The organism is Streptomyces sp. NPDC088725 (genome assembly GCF_044751305.1).
Lineage (GTDB): Bacteria > Actinomycetota > Actinomycetes > Streptomycetales > Streptomycetaceae > Streptomyces.
The window spans coordinates 309,869-325,232 of the sequence record NZ_JBIVLO010000001.1; the positions used below are offsets into that span (position 1 = coordinate 309,869).

The 15,364-nt window shown below is 67.7% G+C and carries 16 protein-coding genes and 1 pseudogene; 12 read left to right on the plus strand and 5 right to left on the minus strand.

All coding sequences use genetic code 11. The features are described 5' to 3' along the window. The first annotated feature begins 44 nt into the window (after nt 1–44). Genes ACIP6N_RS01355 through ACIP6N_RS01380 form a run of 6 tightly spaced genes read left to right on the plus strand, consistent with a single transcriptional unit; the run spans nt 45 to nt 4,896 of the window. Entirely contained in the window at nt 45–1,067 is a 1,023-nt protein-coding gene (locus tag ACIP6N_RS01355) for a thymidylate synthase (RefSeq protein ID WP_401811894.1), read from the plus strand. Continuing rightward, nucleotides 1,064–1,642 (plus strand): nucleoside-diphosphate kinase, encoded by a 579-nt coding sequence (locus ACIP6N_RS01360; protein WP_401811896.1) that lies wholly within the window; start codon nt 1,064–1,066, stop codon nt 1,640–1,642. Before ACIP6N_RS01355 ends, ACIP6N_RS01360 begins: the two co-directional genes overlap by 4 nt. 23 nt (nt 1,643–1,665) lie before the next feature. Next, nucleotides 1,666–2,856, plus strand: coding sequence for a radical SAM protein (locus tag ACIP6N_RS01365; protein ID WP_401811898.1), 1,191 nt, complete (start codon nt 1,666–1,668; stop codon nt 2,854–2,856). Next, nucleotides 2,853–3,461: an exonuclease domain-containing protein gene (locus ACIP6N_RS01370; protein WP_401811899.1), complete on the plus strand. Its 609-nt coding sequence runs from the start codon at nt 2,853–2,855 to the stop codon at nt 3,459–3,461. The genes ACIP6N_RS01365 and ACIP6N_RS01370 overlap by 4 nt, the downstream gene beginning before the upstream one ends. After that, entirely contained in the window at nt 3,455–4,048 is a 594-nt protein-coding gene (locus ACIP6N_RS01375; RefSeq protein WP_401811901.1) for an AAA family ATPase, read from the plus strand. Before ACIP6N_RS01370 ends, ACIP6N_RS01375 begins: the two co-directional genes overlap by 7 nt. Then, on the plus strand, nt 4,045–4,896 hold the full coding sequence (locus tag ACIP6N_RS01380; RefSeq protein WP_401811902.1) for an aldo/keto reductase: 852 nt from the start codon (nt 4,045–4,047) through the stop codon (nt 4,894–4,896). Before ACIP6N_RS01375 ends, ACIP6N_RS01380 begins: the two co-directional genes overlap by 4 nt. 581 nt (nt 4,897–5,477) lie before the next feature. Here the strand turns inward: ACIP6N_RS01380 and ACIP6N_RS01385 are convergent. Both ACIP6N_RS01385 and ACIP6N_RS01390 read right to left on the minus strand, forming a co-directional pair. Beyond that, nucleotides 5,478–5,831: pseudogene (locus ACIP6N_RS01385) on the minus strand (Gfo/Idh/MocA family oxidoreductase); the annotation flags it as partial. Further along, nucleotides 5,729–6,325 carry a Gfo/Idh/MocA family protein gene (locus ACIP6N_RS01390; RefSeq protein WP_401811904.1) on the minus strand — a complete coding sequence of 199 codons (597 nt, stop codon included), beginning with the start codon at nt 6,323–6,325 and terminating at the stop codon, nt 5,729–5,731. The gene ACIP6N_RS01390 and the pseudogene ACIP6N_RS01385, both read right to left, overlap by 103 nt. A gap of 494 nt (nt 6,326–6,819) precedes the next feature. On the opposite strand from ACIP6N_RS01390, the gene ACIP6N_RS01395 reads away from it, so the two are divergent. From ACIP6N_RS01395 to ACIP6N_RS01405, 3 genes are all read left to right on the plus strand, one after another. Next, nucleotides 6,820–7,083 (plus strand): MarR family transcriptional regulator, encoded by a 264-nt coding sequence (locus tag ACIP6N_RS01395; RefSeq protein WP_401811906.1) that lies wholly within the window; start codon nt 6,820–6,822, stop codon nt 7,081–7,083. Between the two features lie 1,019 nt (nt 7,084–8,102). Then, the gene (locus tag ACIP6N_RS01400; protein WP_401811908.1) at nt 8,103–8,405 is read left to right on the plus strand and encodes a helix-turn-helix transcriptional regulator; all 303 of its coding nucleotides are present in this window, start codon (nt 8,103–8,105) and stop codon (nt 8,403–8,405) included. A 71-nt stretch (nt 8,406–8,476) separates the two neighbouring features. Continuing rightward, nucleotides 8,477–9,697 carry a tyrosine-type recombinase/integrase gene (locus ACIP6N_RS01405; RefSeq protein WP_401812604.1) on the plus strand — a complete coding sequence of 407 codons (1,221 nt, stop codon included), beginning with the start codon at nt 8,477–8,479 and terminating at the stop codon, nt 9,695–9,697. A 143-nt stretch (nt 9,698–9,840) separates the two neighbouring features. Here ACIP6N_RS01405 and ACIP6N_RS01410 read toward each other — a convergent pair whose 3' ends face one another. Further along, a complete protein-coding gene (locus tag ACIP6N_RS01410; RefSeq protein ID WP_401811909.1) occupies nt 9,841–11,370 on the minus strand; it encodes a helix-turn-helix domain-containing protein in 1,530 nt (509 codons plus the stop codon). Between the two features lie 155 nt (nt 11,371–11,525). Next, nucleotides 11,526–11,735, minus strand: coding sequence for a DUF4236 domain-containing protein (locus ACIP6N_RS01415; protein ID WP_401811910.1), 210 nt, complete (start codon nt 11,733–11,735; stop codon nt 11,526–11,528). A 170-nt stretch (nt 11,736–11,905) separates the two neighbouring features. Between ACIP6N_RS01415 and ACIP6N_RS01420 the strand changes: the two genes are divergently transcribed. From ACIP6N_RS01420 to ACIP6N_RS01430, 3 genes are all read left to right on the plus strand, one after another. Further along, nucleotides 11,906–12,790 (plus strand): LLM class flavin-dependent oxidoreductase, encoded by an 885-nt coding sequence (locus ACIP6N_RS01420; RefSeq protein ID WP_401811912.1) that lies wholly within the window; start codon nt 11,906–11,908, stop codon nt 12,788–12,790. A gap of 748 nt (nt 12,791–13,538) precedes the next feature. Next, entirely contained in the window at nt 13,539–14,066 is a 528-nt protein-coding gene (locus ACIP6N_RS01425) for an SMI1/KNR4 family protein (protein ID WP_401811914.1), read from the plus strand. Nucleotides 14,067–14,138: 72 nt separating this feature from the next. Next, the gene (locus ACIP6N_RS01430) at nt 14,139–14,813 is read left to right on the plus strand and encodes a formylglycine-generating enzyme family protein (RefSeq protein WP_401811915.1); all 675 of its coding nucleotides are present in this window, start codon (nt 14,139–14,141) and stop codon (nt 14,811–14,813) included. Nucleotides 14,814–14,958: 145 nt separating this feature from the next. Here the strand turns inward: ACIP6N_RS01430 and ACIP6N_RS01435 are convergent, their stop codons facing one another. Further along, nucleotides 14,959–15,345 carry a RidA family protein gene (locus ACIP6N_RS01435; RefSeq protein WP_401811917.1) on the minus strand — a complete coding sequence of 129 codons (387 nt, stop codon included), beginning with the start codon at nt 15,343–15,345 and terminating at the stop codon, nt 14,959–14,961. Between the last annotated feature and the right edge of the window lie 19 nt (nt 15,346–15,364).

Sequence of the window (15,364 nt, forward strand, 5' to 3'; positions counted from 1 at the left end):
CCGGCGATCCGTACAGCTTATGTCCTACTTCGACGGGAGAATCTGTGCTTACTCCACCGTTCTACCGAACCTTCGAGCCCGCGTACCTGGCGGTACTCGCCCACATCAGCGAGCAGGGCGACTACCGCAACGCGCCGCGCGGCAACGCCGCCCGCGAGAGCCTGGGACTCGGCTTTCGCATCGGGAACCCGCGCGAGCGCCTTCCCTACCTTGCCGCCCGGCGCGTCAACCCCGTCTTCCACTTCGCCGAGGCGCTGTGGTATCTGGCCGGTCGCAACGACCTGGACATGATCGGCTACTACGCCTCGCGGATGCGGGAGAGTTCCGTCGACGGACGCACCATCGGCGGCTCCGCGTACGGCGCGCGGATCTTCAACCCGGCGGGGAGGGACGTTCTGTCGCCCTTCGACCGGGTGATGGAGCTGCTGCGCACGGAGAAGGACAGCAAGCGCGGCGTTCTGCCGATTTTCACCGCCGACGAACTGGCCGTGGACGCCAACCCGGACATCTCCTGTGCCGTCGCGCTGCACCTCCTCGCCCGCGAGGGGAAGCTCCACATGGTCTGCTACATGCGGGCGAACGACTGCGACCGGGGCCTGTTGTCCGACACGTTCTCCTTCACGATGATCCAGGAGTTCGCCGCGGTGCAGCTCGGTCTGGAACTCGGCTCCTACACCCATTACATCGGCTCCGCGCACATAGGGGACCGCGACGCCGACCGCGTCGGCCGCGTCCTGGACGAGGCGGAAGCCCGCCAGAGCCGACCGGGCGACAATTTCGCCTTCCCGGCGATGCCCGCGGACACCACGGTCAGCACGATCGCCGCCGTGCTGAAGGCCGAAGCGGAGCTGCGAACCAACCGGGTCCAGTACGGGGCACGCGACCTTGACCGGCTCGGGTTCGACCCGTACTGGCAGCAGGTGCTCCTGCTGTTCGAGGTCTACCGCCAGTTGCAGTACGGCCGATCCTCCGTGACCGAAGGCGTGTTGGACGCGCTCGATCCGGGGTTTCGCTGGCTCGTGGCCACGCGGTGGCCGACCCGTATCAGTGAGCGGAGCGTCCGATGAGCCGGCCCTTCCACAGCGGCGATGTGGTGGACGGCATCGACTGGGACCGCTGGAGCGTCATCCTGTGCAAGCCGGACTGCGTACGGCGGGAACTCGTTGATGACGTTCTCGCGCGGTTTGCCGCGCTGCCCGACACCACGGTTCTGGGCCAGATGGACGTCGTGGTGCGGCCCTGGCAGGTCCATGTGCACTACTGGGACATGCTGGTGGACGCCGACTGGTACGAGCGGGACATACCGGCCTGCCTCGACGAGATGTACGTCGGCAAGACCGTGACGGTGGCCCTGGCCTGCGGCCCGCAGGGCACCGCACGCACGCTCCGCAAGCTGCTCGGCTACTTCGACCCCACGCAGGCCGTCCCCGGGACGATCCGCGCGGACCTCGGCGAGGACAGCCTCGACGCCGCCCTCGCGCACGGACGCCTGGTGGAGAACCTCGTCCACACCTCCGACGACGCGGCGTCCGCCCGCCGCGACTTCGGCACCTGGTACGGCGCGCGCCGCCGGTCCCTGCTCACCGCCACCACACCGTCGGTACCGCGACAGCCCAGTCCCTCGCACATCACCGAGCACTGACCCTCACACCACCGGAGATCATCATGGCGTCACCCCTGTCCCGCCGCCCGCTGCCCCTGCTCACCACGGAGCAGATCGCCGGCCTCACGCCCGGCCTCTCCGACGTGATCGAGTACCGCAAGAGCGGACTGTCCCTCAACCACATCGTGGGCTGCCCGCTGGACTGCGGGTACTGTGTGCGGCACCTCTTCGACAACTTCGAGATGAAGGTGCCGCGGGCCCTGATGAGTGACGTGGACGCCGTCCGCGCGCTCATCACCCACCGGTACTTCCAGCCGGACACCACACCGATCCAAATCTTCAACCGGGCGACCGACCCGATGCTCCCCGTGGTCAAGCCGCACACCTTCAACGTCCTGCGGCTTCTGGACGAGCGAAGAATGACCAACCACGTCCTGGTGGTCACCCGGTGGCGGGTGACCCCGGAGGACTGCGCGGTCCTCAACTCCTTCGTGAACTTACGGCTGACCGTACTCGTCACCCACTCGGGCATCGACAACACCGCGATCGAACCGGTCGACTCCGCCATCGCGGCCACCAGCCTGCGCACCCTGTACGAACACGCCGACCGCTACCGCACCGTCCTGTACTGGCGGCCCATCGTGCCCGGCCTCAACGACAGCGACGCCCACCTCGAACGCGCCCGGGAACTCTCACGCCACGCCCACGCCACCGTATTCACCGGCCTGTTCTTCCGCGACGAGATCGCCTCCTACTACGAGGAACACGGCCTGCCGTTGCCGTACGGGGACACAGCGCGCCGCAAGATCATGCCGGAGCAGGCAGAACAGCGGATCCTCGACTTCTTCAAGAGCACCGACACGGCGGAGGTGGAGGCGCCGTGGGGAAAACTGTTCCGCAAGACCTCCTGCGGTGTCGCGCACGCTCACGACGAGCCCGACTACAACGGGCACTACGGCATCCGCGAACTGTGCGACATCTGCCCCGCCTCACAGGTCGGCGTGTGCGCGGCGGCCTGGACCGCGCCCGACGCGGAAGATGTCACCGCCACGGCACGCCGCCTCGGCGCGAGTGGCCCCGTGGAGATCGATGAGCGCGCGATCACCGTGGAGGGCCTGGACGAACCCCCTCGTTACTACATGCAGCACAAGTACGGCTACCAGTGCCACGACCGCGCAAAGCCCCACCACCACCGCCAGCACGGGCGCGCCCCGATCGGCTGGCCGGCCCAGAACGGAACCACCGCACCATGAGCATGAACTTCACCCTCTGGCCCCCGCTGTTCGTCGTGGACGTCGAAGGCAACGGCGGTACGCCGCCCGACCTGGTGGAAGCCGCGGCCCTCCCGATCCGCGACGGCTTGCTCGACACCACCACCGCCAAGGCGTGGACCGTCCGTCCGCCCCACCCCGTCAAGCCCTTCGCCGCGAGGATCCACGGACTCACCAACGACGCACTCGCCAACTGCCCGCCCTGGGAGCACGTCGCCGACCAGGCGCACACGCTGCTGAACGGAGCGTGGATCTGCGCCCACAACGCCCATGTCGACTACCGCGTGCTGACCGCGCACCTGCCCCACTGGCAGCCGGCCGGGGTCCTCGACACACTCCGCCTGGCCAAGTCCACCTATCCGGAACTGCACGGGTACTCGCTCGACGCCCTGATCGAGTCCATCCAGCCCGACCTCACTCACGCGCCCGCGGGACGGCACCGCGCCACCTTCGACGCCTACGCCACGGCGCAGATCCTCCTCGCCATGGCCGACCACTACGACACTTGGGAGCAGCTGACCGCCGTCGCGGTGCCGCCCGGCCTGCCCGGCCGCCCCGAGCCCAAGAAGGAGGACACCCTGTGGTGACAAGACCCGTCCGTATCGGCATTCTCGGCACCCACTCCACCGGCAAGACCGACCTGATGAAACGAATCGAGATGGAACTGCGCGGCCACGGCCTCGCGGCCGCGCGCACCGGCCGCCTCGCCAAACGCGCCGCGCGCCTCGGCTGGCCGAAGATGCAGCACCACACCGCCCTGTCCACCGAGTGGATCATCACCCAGGGCGTCGCCGACGAACTCGCCATGGTGATCGAGGGCGCCGACGTCGTACTCGCCGACCGGGCCCCGCTGGACGCACTCGCCTACTACACCGCCGCCCTCGAATTCCGCGGAGAAAACCCCACAACCCCGAACGCGGACCGGCTACGGCGACTGGCCGCGACACAGACCCCCCAATACGATCTGCTGATCGCCACCGTCCTCGACACCGAAATACACGTCGACCAGAGCCACGACTACGACATGCGATACCGCGCCCTGGTCGACCAACACACACACCAGCTCCTCCACACGCAGAACATCCCGCACCTGCGCGCCACCAGCGACCGCCAGACGAAAAACGAGATCATCGAATCGGCAGTGAACCTCGCGCTGAAGAAGGCCGCAGCATGAACACACTGCCCGGCGGCCCCGTCACCATCGCAGGCAAAACCGTCTCCCGACTCGGCCTGGGCACCATGCGCCTGACCGGCCCCGGAACCTGGCACGACCCGCACGACCGACAACGCGCCATCGAACTGCTGCGCCGCGCCGTTCACGTCCACGGCATCACCCACCTCGACACCGCCGACGCGTACGGACCCCACACAGTCGAGCACCTGATCCGCGAGGCACTGCACCCGTTCCCCGAGCACCTGCTCGTGGCAACGAAAGTAGGAATGATCCGCCCCGCGCCAAACCGCTGGGCTGCCCTCGGGCGGCCGCAATACCTACGCGCCGCCGTCGAATCCAGCCTCCGGCGCCTCAAGGTTGAACGTCTGGACCTCTGTTACCTGCACCGCGTCGACCCGGCTGTGCCCCTGGAAGACCAGGTCGGTGCCCTCGCCGCGCTTCGGCAGGAAGGCAAGATCGGCGCCATCGGCCTCTCCAAGGTCACCGCCGAGCAGATCCGCGTTGCTGGGGCAGACCAGATCGTGGCCGTTCAAAACGTCCTCAACATGCACAGCCGGTACGACCCGGTTCTCGATTTCTGCGCGGACCACAACATCGCCTACGTCCCGTACCGGCCCCTCAACGGCGGCGCCCTGGCGACCAGTCGCGCACCAATGACGGGGGCACTGCGCTGGCTGCTCCGCCTCGGCGAACACGTCGCTCCCATTCCCGGCGTGAGCTCGCCGGAGCACCTGGACGAACTCGCGGTCGCGGCTGGCGGCTTTCAAGCGGACGGAGGCGACGTCCAGCTCGACCCGGTCCCAGCACAGTCGGAAAATGGCCCACAGAAGCGGACCGTCTCCGGGTAGCGCGCTCCCCGCACCCGGACGTCACTGGGTGTCCGAACTGCTGTAGGCGAGGATAGACCGCGGGCCTGGACGGAGGAGTGTCCTGGCCTGCCGTTCTGCCGGTACGGTTCCCGTCGCTCAGGTAGTCCACCCGCGCTTCGGTAAGCCGACGAAGCGCATCAGCGTTCCGTCCGGGGATTTCGCCCACGGCCCACCAGTCGCCGTCGGGATTGCTGGGCGGGGCCGTGCCGAGACCGGCGCGTCGCGGCCGCGACCTGTCCTTCGACCCTGCGCCCGTCTGGTTCCGCCGGGGCCCAGCCGGGCGTCCAGATCCACGTCCAGGACCTTGTCCGCGTGCGGAGCAAACATCAGCACACCCCGCACGCACGGTTCTGGCCGCCGCGTACATACGGTCGATCACCCCGGCCACCACCGTGGCCTGCCTGCCGGGGCACAGCGGCTCGCCGCCGGTACGCACCGCCGCGGCGAAGTCCTCGTACATCGACGGCGCGGAGCCGAGCACCGAGAAAACGTTCTCCTGGAACCGGCCTTCCGTACCGCGCAGAAGAGTCATGCGGTAATCGTGGTACGAGTCGCCGACGTTATCGACCCGTACGGCCCCCGTGTGCCGCGGATCTCCAGCGAGAACTCCTCGGCGCGCGGCAGATGCCCAAGCAAGCTGGTCTCCGCCGCGAGGACCGCGCCACGTCCAGGTGGAGCGTGCCCACAGCGGTGTCCTCCACGTCCCCGCCCCCAACCCGACTCTCCAGCAGCCGCCGACTGGTGGCCGCCGTGAGCCCGCGGACATCCGGGAAACCGGGCATCCGCAGGGCCAGATCGATAAGGTGCTTGCCTAGGTCCAGCAGCACCCCGCCGCCCGATCGCGACCGCTCCCGATACCACGACCCCGGAGCGTTGTCCCGACGCACCCACACCGTGCGGGCGAAGTACACATCCCCCCGTGCTCCTCGGCCAGACGCACCAAGGCGGCAGCCTGTTCTCCCGTCGTGGCCATTGGTTTCTCGAGCGCCACATGCTTGCCGGCCCGCAACGCCCGCTCGGCGAACTCCGCGTGCGCATCATTCGGCACCGAGACCACCACGGAGTCCACGTCCGGGTTTTCCAGGAGCTGGGCGAAGCGCGTGGTCGCCACGCACCCCGGCCCGGCATCGGACAGCGCCGCCCTGGTCCGTTCCTCGTCCAGACCACATACCGCGCTCACCGTGCTGCCGCGCGCCTGCTCCCAGCCACGCACACGCCGCGCGCCGTGCCTCAGACCGACGACGCCAATGCGTACAGGCGCGCTGCCCAATGCTTCCTCCACAAGATCCTCTTTCCGGGACCGCCGCCTCCGCCGACCAACTGGCTGGGCTGGGGCGTTGCCTGCCGGGGAGGCAGACCACCGGCCGAGAACCGGCCGGAAGACGGTGACGGAGTTGAACGGTTGCACGCACCGCAAGCCAACGAGGCCCAAGTAACCCCCGGTACGGCTCCTACTCTGGTTTGGCGGTGTTGATGAACCCAGTCGGGAATGACCGGATCATTGTCGACGAGGTCTTGCAGCGGCTTCGTGGTGCAGGTGCCGGCGCGTTCCTTTTGCCTCAACAGGTCCACGACCGGAGAACTCCGCGCTGGCTGTCGGCGAGCATTCGCCCACGGCAGACAAGAAAGAACTCCAAAGGACTGGAAACCTCCGCCGGAACCATGTCAACGTACAACGTCCCGGAAAACACCAGGTCAGGCGGTGCGTTACTCCGGTGTGGCCAGGGTTGCGGCTGATTTGAAACCCGGGCCACACCAGGATGCCTTGCTGGCGTGGTCCCTGCTCAGGAGGTCATTCTGTCGGATTCCGCTATTCGATCCGCCCGCTTCACTTCCCTCGTCCTCTTTTCGCTTGGTGCACTGAATGCTTGGTCCGCCCAGACGGCGGGGGACTATGGCGCCGTGTCCACCGGGCTGTGCGTTTGCGTCTGCGCGGTCGGCCTGTTCGGCGAGGACTTGCTCCAACGCGGGTATCACCGCGACCGGGCTGCCCTCGCACATGTTGCGGAGCATCCCGGAGCCACAACTCGGCACGTGGCCCGCTCCATTGGGGTCCCTGAAGGTGTCGTGGTGCGGAATCTTGACCGCCTCACTGATGACGGTCTGCTGGTGCTCGTTACGAACGGCGCGTCCCCAGCCCTGCGCTCATACCGGTTGGCTTCCTGACTGCGGAGGTCCGGAGAAGCTGTCGGATTCATCTGATGCGGCGCGCAACATAGACCACGATCGCCGGTTAGCCAAACCGGCGATCGTAGCGACCATTGAGGAGTTCGCATTCGGCTGCGCTTGGCGGTGGAGCCGTAGCGGACGCAGGCAGCTCCGTGCAGTCATGAGGAGGCATGGAGTAGCCCTGCCGCGGCGCCCTCTGCTGCGGGCAGCGCTCACCTGCCGGCAGGCAGTGATCCTTGCGCACGCCGTGCGAGGTGTAGGTGGTGCCGAAGCCCCTGTCACTCCTCGTGTCTCAGCAAGGAATTCCATCCAATGCGCAGACCCGCGATACCCTCTGCTCTTTTTCTGGTTTGGATTCCCAATTCCGTTAAGTGGTGCGCCGATTCCTCGGCCTTCCGGGAAGGCGTGATCGGCTCATGCCGGTAGCGGGTGGGTCGGGCCAGAAATTGACGGTGGACGAAGTTTGCGCCGACCTGCAGGTCGCGCGGTCCACCTTTTGCGACTGGCGGAAGAAGGGGCGCGGTCCGCGGTGTATCCGACTTCCCAACGGGTCGCTACGTATAGGGCGTGGAGATTTTGAGAATTGGCTCATAGGTTGCGAGAACGCTTCTTGATGGACATCAGCTCGTTGGGTGCTCGTTTCTACCCGATAGAGACGAACGAGCGGGCCAAGAGCAACACGTACACCGTCGTTGGAAAGTCGCCCACAAGAAGCACAGTAAAACGTACAAGAAGAGCGCTGTAGCCGACGACGAGCGCTCGAAGTTGATGGCCGCGCAGCGGAATCGTGAGCCGTTCGACATCGATACGGGTCACCCGGTCTCGTGGAATTCCAAGGCCGCCGAGGTCAACTGGTTCGACTTCGCTCTCGTGTATGTCGACTGGAAATGACCCCGCGCGTCCGAGTCGCGGATCGTCCGCGATTCTTCCCTGTCTCACGACAGGCACCGGCTGGGCGGAGCACCGGTTTTCGCCCAGCCGGGTTCCTCTCTTCCGTACCTCACAGAGAACATTCGATGCCTGCACGACCTTTGCATGTCCCCACGGCTTCTTCCGTAGCTGTACGCGCGGCCTTCCTGACCGTGAAGGACGCTGCCGATTACCTCGGCCTCTCACCCCATACCCTCTATGTCTGGCGCCATCGTCGGCAGGGACCGCCTAGCTTTCGAATGGGCCCCCGTGGCCGCGTCATGTACCGGGTGGAAGCCCTCGACGCCTGGGTCTGCGAACAGGAGCAGGCAGACTCTCGCTCCAACCCGGCCCTCAACCCGCTCGGTGTCCGGCCTCAGGAACGTTCCGCCCGCTTTACCGCGGCCTGACGGCCTCCCGCGCCGTCGTCGCCCCAATCGCAAAGGAGTTCCACCTGGCCGGCTACATAGAAGACCGATGGCTGAAGAAGCGCCCGAATCCGAAAACCGGCAAACGCGACCGCACCGCCATGTACGGCAAGTGCGCCCGCTACCGCGTCAAGGGCATCCCCGGCGTCAAGGACCGTTCCTTCGAGGCCCTCCAGGATGCCAAAACCTGGCTCGCCCAGGCCCAGACCGACGCACGCCGAGGCGAGTTCGTCGATCCCCGCAATGGGGCCATTCCCCTCAATGACTACATCGCAACGCACTGGTGGCCCACTCAGAGCGGTGACCCGTCCACGATCGAGCGGACCGAGCAGAGAGTACGCCGGCACATCGTTCCCCACCTGGGTGCTCAGCCGCTCAACGCCATCGGGACGGAAGTCTTGCGTCACTGGAAGAAGCGGCTGGAGAAGGACCTCGGTCCGACCTCCATCCGTCTGGTCTGGGCGACGCTCTCCAGCGTCCTCCAGGCTGCGGTCGAGGACCGTCGCCTGGGACGCAACCCATGCCGGTCCAGCACGGTCGGCCCTCCGGCCGCCGCACCCGGAAGGGTCGAAGCGTGGCCGCTCGAACGGGTCCTGGCGGTACGGGAGGCCCTGCCGGATCGCTACCGGCTCCTTCTCGTGATCGGAGCAGGTCTCGGGCTCCGCCAGGGGGAGGCGCTCGGTCTCTCGGCGGACGACATCGACTTCGAGAAGGAAGTCGTGCACGTCCGGCGGCAGGTCAAGATGGTGCGGGCCAAGTTGTGTTTCGCGCTTCCCAAGGGTCGCAAGGTCCGGGACGTGCCGCTGCCGGCCAGCGTGGCCCGGGCCATCCGGCAGCACATGGAGCAGTTCGAACCGGTGCCGGTCACGCTGCCCTGGGACGACCCGACTCCGGCCAAGACGCCGGTAGAGGCCAAACACCGGCGGCCGAGGACCTACAACCTCCTGGTGACAGGACGCGAGCGGAAGGCCATCAACCGAAACTACCTCAACTCCTACGTGTGGAAGCCCGCGCTGGCCACGGCGGGCGTGATCGCACCGTTGGAGGAAGGCGGCACCGACGGTGCTCGCGTGTGGGAGCCGTCCAGGGAGCACGGCTTCCACGCCTTGCGCCACTTCTACGCCTCCGAGGAACTGGAGGCCGGCGAATCGGTCGTCTCCCTGGCACGCTGGCTGGGGCACTCCGACCCCGGGTTCACGCTGCGGAAGTACTCCCACTTCCTGCCCCGCGCCGGCGCACGGGGCAGCGCCGCCATCGACGCGATCTTCGCGTAACTGCGGCCGGTCGGCAGAGCCTGTGGAGCGTGATTCGTAGCCCGCCGCAGGCCCAAAGTCCCAGAGAAGTCCCAGAGACGCCGCCGTACCCCTCCCTGACCCGCTGAATAGCAGGTCAGATGAGGTGCGGCGGCATTCGCGTCTCAGATGTCGCGGAAGATCTCGATCTGCGCGCCCACGGAGTTGAGGCGTTCCGCCAGGTCCTCGTAACCCCGGTTGATCACATACACGTTGCGCAGGACGGACGTACCCTCCGCCGCCATCATCGCGAGCAGGACGACCACGGCGGGACGCAGCGCCGGCGGGCACATCATCTCCGCGGCACGCCAGCGGGTCGGACCTTCCACCAACACGCGGTGCGGGTCGAGGAGTTGGAGGCGGCCGCCGAGGCGGTTGAGGTCCGTCAGGTAGATGGCGCGGTTGTCGTATACCCAGTCGTGGATCAGCGTCTGGCCCTGGGCCACCGCCGCGATCGCCGCGAAGAACGGGACGTTGTCGATGTTCAGGCCCGGGAACGGCATCGGGTGGATCTTGTCGATCGGTGCCTCGAGTTTGGACGGCCGTACGGTCAGATCCACCAGCCGCGTACGGCCGTTGTCGGCGGCGTACTCGATGGTGCGGTCGTGGTCGAGGCCCATCTCTTCCAGTACCGCGAGTTCGATCTCCAGGAACTCGATCGGGACGCGGCGGATCGTCAGCCGCGACTCCGTGACCACGGCTGCGGCGATCAGGCTCATCGCCTCGACCGGGTCCTCGGAGGGGGAGTAGTCCACGTCGACGTCGATGTTCGGCACGCCGTGCACGGTGAGGGTGGTCGTACCGATGCCGTCGACCCGTACGCCGAGTGCTTCCAGGAAGAAACACAGGTCCTGGACCATGTAGTTGGACGAGGCGTTGCGGATGACGGTCGTGCCGTCGTGGCGGGCCGCGGCCAGCAGGGCGTTCTCGGTGACGGTGTCGCCGCGTTCGGTCAGCACGATGGGGCGGCCGGGCGAGACCGACCGGTCGACCTGGGCGTGGTAGAGCCCCTCGGTCGCGGCGATGTCCAGGCCGAAGCGGCGCAGCGCGATCATGTGCGGCTCGATGGTGCGGGTGCCGAGGTCGCACCCGCCCGCGTACGGCAGCCGGAAGCTGTCGAGCCGGTGCAGCAGCGGGCCGAGGAACATGATGATCGACCGGGTGCGGATCGCCGCCTCGTGGTCGATGGCCGCCATGTCCAGCTCGGCGGGGGGCACGATCTCCAGGTCGGCGCCGTCGTTGATCCAGCGGGTGCGGACACCGATGGAACTCAGCACCTCCAGGAGGCGGAACACCTCCTCGATGCGTGCCACCCGGCGCAGCACCGTACGGCCCTTGTTGAGCAGCGATCCGCACAGCAGCGCCACACACGCGTTCTTGCTCGTCTTGACGTCGATGGAGCCGGAGAGCCGGCGCCCGCCCACCACGCGCAGATGCATGGGACCGGCGTAACCGATGGACACGATCTCGCTGTCAAGCGCCTCGCCGATGCGGGCGATCATCTCAAGGCTGATGTTTTGATTGCCGCGCTCGATGCGGTTCACAGCGCTCTGGCTGGTGGCCAGTGCCTCGGCGAGTTGCGTCTGCGTCCAGCCCCTGTGCTGACGGGCGTCGCGGATGAGCTTGCCGATGCGTACGAGGTAGTCGTCTGCCATGGGAAAAGCCTATCTCAGATGTGAGATACAGGCCGCGTGGGGCTCGTGGAAAAATGCCCGGACGGCCCCCACGGTCCGATCCTCGGTCCGTGGGCCCGCCCGGGCAACTGGTGTACCGCCGTACGGGTGCCTGCGCGGCGCCCGGCGTAAGCGCATCAGTGTCCGCGGCGCTTCGTCTTCGTCGTCGTCTTGCGCCACCCGAACGGCCCCGGCAGGTTCTGGGACGTCGTCCGACGGCCGGTGCTGCTCGTCGTGTGTTTCGGGCCGTGGCTGCCGCCGCCGGTGGTGATGGACCAGGAGCGGCGGTTCAGGTTGAGCCGTACCCCGGGCAGGATCCGGAAGCTCTTGCGAAATGTAAGCGGCATCTGTGCCTCCTCTGTGTCAGGGATACGGGTTACCCGTTGGCGCCGATACATGTCTCCGGCCCTCGATGGTTCCTCCGGGCGGGAGTTGGTCCTCGATGGGATCTCCGGGCGGGAGTTGGTTCGCCCTTCTCCGATTGCGGCGCCCGTAGGCGGCGGAGCAGGATGCGAGGATGCGCTTTTCCATCAACATTCCGAACTTCGGGGACTTCGCCGACGCCAGAGCCGTGGCGACGGTGGCCGTGGCGGCGGAACAGGCGGGCTGGGACGGGCTGTTCGTCTGGGATCACGTAGTGCATGACAAGCGGCGGCGCCGGGGGCAGCCCTTCGGCGATCCCTGGATGCTGCTGACCGCCGCGGCGCTGGCGACCTCCCGGATCCGGCTGGGCACGCTGGTCACCCCGGTCGCGCGACGGCGCCCACAGCAACTGGCGCGCCAGGTAACCACGTTGGACTCGCTCAGCGGCGGGAGAGTGATCTTCGGCGCGGGTCTGGGTGGGCCGATCGAGGACGAGTACGGCAGCTTCGGCGAGACGACCGACCCGGTGGTGCTGGCCGAATGTCTCGACGAGGGGCTGGAGTTGCTGCACCGTTACTGGTCGGGCGAACCGGTGAACCATGACGGGCGCCACCACCAGGTCCGGGACGTCACCTTGCTGCCCGCCACGGTCCAACGGCCCCGCCCGCCGGTCTGGATCGGCGGCTTCTGGCCGAACCGCCCACCGATGCGCAGGGCCGCCCGCTGGGACGGTGTGGTCCCGTTGTTCGCCTCCGCCAAGCACGGCGAGGTCCCGCAGGTCGACGAGGTCCGCGACCTGGTCGGCTACGTACGCCGGCACCGCGACGAGCAGCGCGGCGACGACCGGAGCGAAGCCCCCTTCGAGATCGTCCTCGGCGGTGCCACCCCGCCCGACCCCGCGAAGGCCCGCGACCTGATCGAGCCGCTGCTGGAGGCGGGAGCCACCTGGTGGGACGAACGCCAACTCCAGACCGGCCCCGGCCTCGACCGACTCGCCCCGGTAATGCGCCGCATCGAACAGGGCCCACCGGCTTTCTAGGACGCGGTGTTTGCCACACGCGTTCCGGCGCCCCGTCGGCCAGGGCGACGATCCGCTCGGCGAGACCGGAGAGGCGGGCTCCGCGCGCACCGCGGCCCGCGCCAGGCGGGTGATGTCGTCGGCCCGGACGCCCGTGACCCTGTCGGGCGCACCGATGCGCGCGGAACCACGCTCCGGAAGGCCACGGGCGTTCTCGGGCTGATCGCGCGCGAGCGCCTTTACGGCCCCCACCGCGTTGGCCAGGGCGCTCGATGGCCGGGACCACTCACCCTCACGCGCCCGCGCCCGCGGATTCCGCACGTCGTAGTCCCGGTCCAGGGCGACGGACCGGGCACGGACGGACAGGTCGAGACGCCAGAACAGCGGCACGTTCCGGAAGCGGAGGAACAGCAGACGTCGTCGGTCGGAGTGCAGAGAATCCGGATCGGCGCGCGTCTCCTCCACGGGCCACACCCGGCTCAACACGCCCTCGGCGGCGGCCACACACGTATCGAACCGCCCGCCAGGGACCAGCCATTCGACGTCGATGTCGCGGTAGGCGTCCTGCGTCCCCAGGGCGAGCGAACCGAGCAACACGGCCCGCGAGCCCGGGCAACTCTGCTCCAGCGCGCCTATGACGGAATCCGCGAGACCCTCGCGATCGCCGGGAAAGCCCCTGACCGGTCATCCTGGGGCAGCCTCCTCGCCTTCCGCCCGGCGGGCGTTCGTCGCGCCCGCTCAAGGGGCGAGCAATCGATAGTCTGTTCGTGTGACGTCGAACGAAGATCGCCAGTACCCTCCCGCACTCGCCGCCGCAATGGCGGTCCGGCTGGACAGCATGGGCGAGGACGGTGCCGACTTCGAACCCTGTCCGGCCTTCCTGTCCGCCGATGAGACGACCGAATGGCTCCGGCAATGGACACGCAACGGCGAGTTGAACGGTGACGAGTTCCGGGTGTTCGGCCAGGACGGCACCGGCGGATGCGCCGCGTTCTGGCTGGTCCGCCCCGGCCGAGCACTGGCCGGGCAGCCGGTTGTGTTTCTCGGTTCCGAAGGAGAAACCGGTGTTGTCGCAAGCGACTTGGGTGACTTTCTGTGGTTGCTGGCCGCCGGCCTCGGGCCATGGGAAGCAGTCGACTCGCGCGAGCCGGACTGGATACCTCGCGCCCATCCCGATCTGACGGCCATCGCGGAACAATTCGCACCGGACCACCGCGCGTCGGCAACTGCCGTGATGGAGCGGGCCGCACGGGAGTTTCCTGACTTCGACGACATCATCATGAGACTCTGCCGTTGACCTCGCAGTTGCCAGAGACGTACGCGGTCATCCGTGGGCATCCAGGACAAGTACCCGTAGGATCTAGTGTTCATGGACGCGCGTGCGGGCAACGAGATGATCTCCATCGAGCCGGGGCGGATACGGCTGTCGGACCGGCGGACGCAGCGCAGTTGGTCGGTCGAACTCGCGCCGTACCAGCTCGCGACGTTCCCCACCACCCAGGCGCTGTACACACAGATCACCGGTAGGCGGCCGAGCACCGCCGATGGCGACAAGCTGCCTGTCGAGGGCGTTTCCTGGTGGGACGCCATCCGGTTCTGCAACGCACTGTCCCAGCACGACGGACTCGCATCCGCTTATCACCTCCACGCCGATGAAGAAGGCGTCGAGTGGGACGCGTCGGCCAACGGATACCGGCTGCCGACCGAGGCGGAGTGGGAGTACGCGTGCCGTGCCGGCACGACCGGACCGCATTACGGCCCGCTCGACGAGATCGCCTGGTACCGGGGCAACTCACAGGAGCGTATCCACGACGTGGGCGGCAAACAGCCCAACCCCTGGGGCCTTCACGACATGCTCGGCAACGTCTGGAACTGGTGCTGGGACATCTATGACGCGGAGGTCTACGGCTCTTACCGGGTGCTGCGCGGCGGCGGCTGGTTCGACGAGTACTGGAGCTGCCGCGCCTCAGCGCGGCGCCGCAGCCACCCGAGCTTCCAGGTCGACGACGTGGGGTTCCGCGTCGCGCGGTCAGGCGTGTCCTGATCCCTGTCGTGCGTGGGGGAGTGCGGATGAGACGGGGGGCTCCTGCTCCTGAGCACGCCGAACCCGTCGTCGCGGCCACTCGGCTGGAAGCTTGCTGCCCGCGAATGTCGCAGCAAGTGGTGTTCGCGCGGGTGCGCCGCCCCGGTCAGATCGCGGCCAGCGCGTCGATCTCGACTCGGAACGCCGGGTTCACCAGGCCGCTGACTCGCACCAGCGAACTGGCCGGCGGCTTCTCCGGCGAGATGTACTCGTCGCGCACGCGCCTGAGGGCTTCCAGATCAGCGAGGTCGGTCAGGCAGAACGTCAGCTTGACGACCTGCTCCATGCTCGCGCCGGCTGCGGCGAGAGCCGTCTTGAGGTTTTCGAAAACCTGCCTGACCTGGGCCTCTGGGTCGTCCGGTCCGACGAGCCGTCCTTCCCCGTCCAGCGGTACCTGACCGGAGACGGCGACCGTGCTGCCGCTGAACGAGACCGCGTGGCTGTACCCGTTGACCGGCGGCGAACCGTCAGGCCGGACGAAGTGCTGCTGCATGGGATCCCCCCGGGGCCGG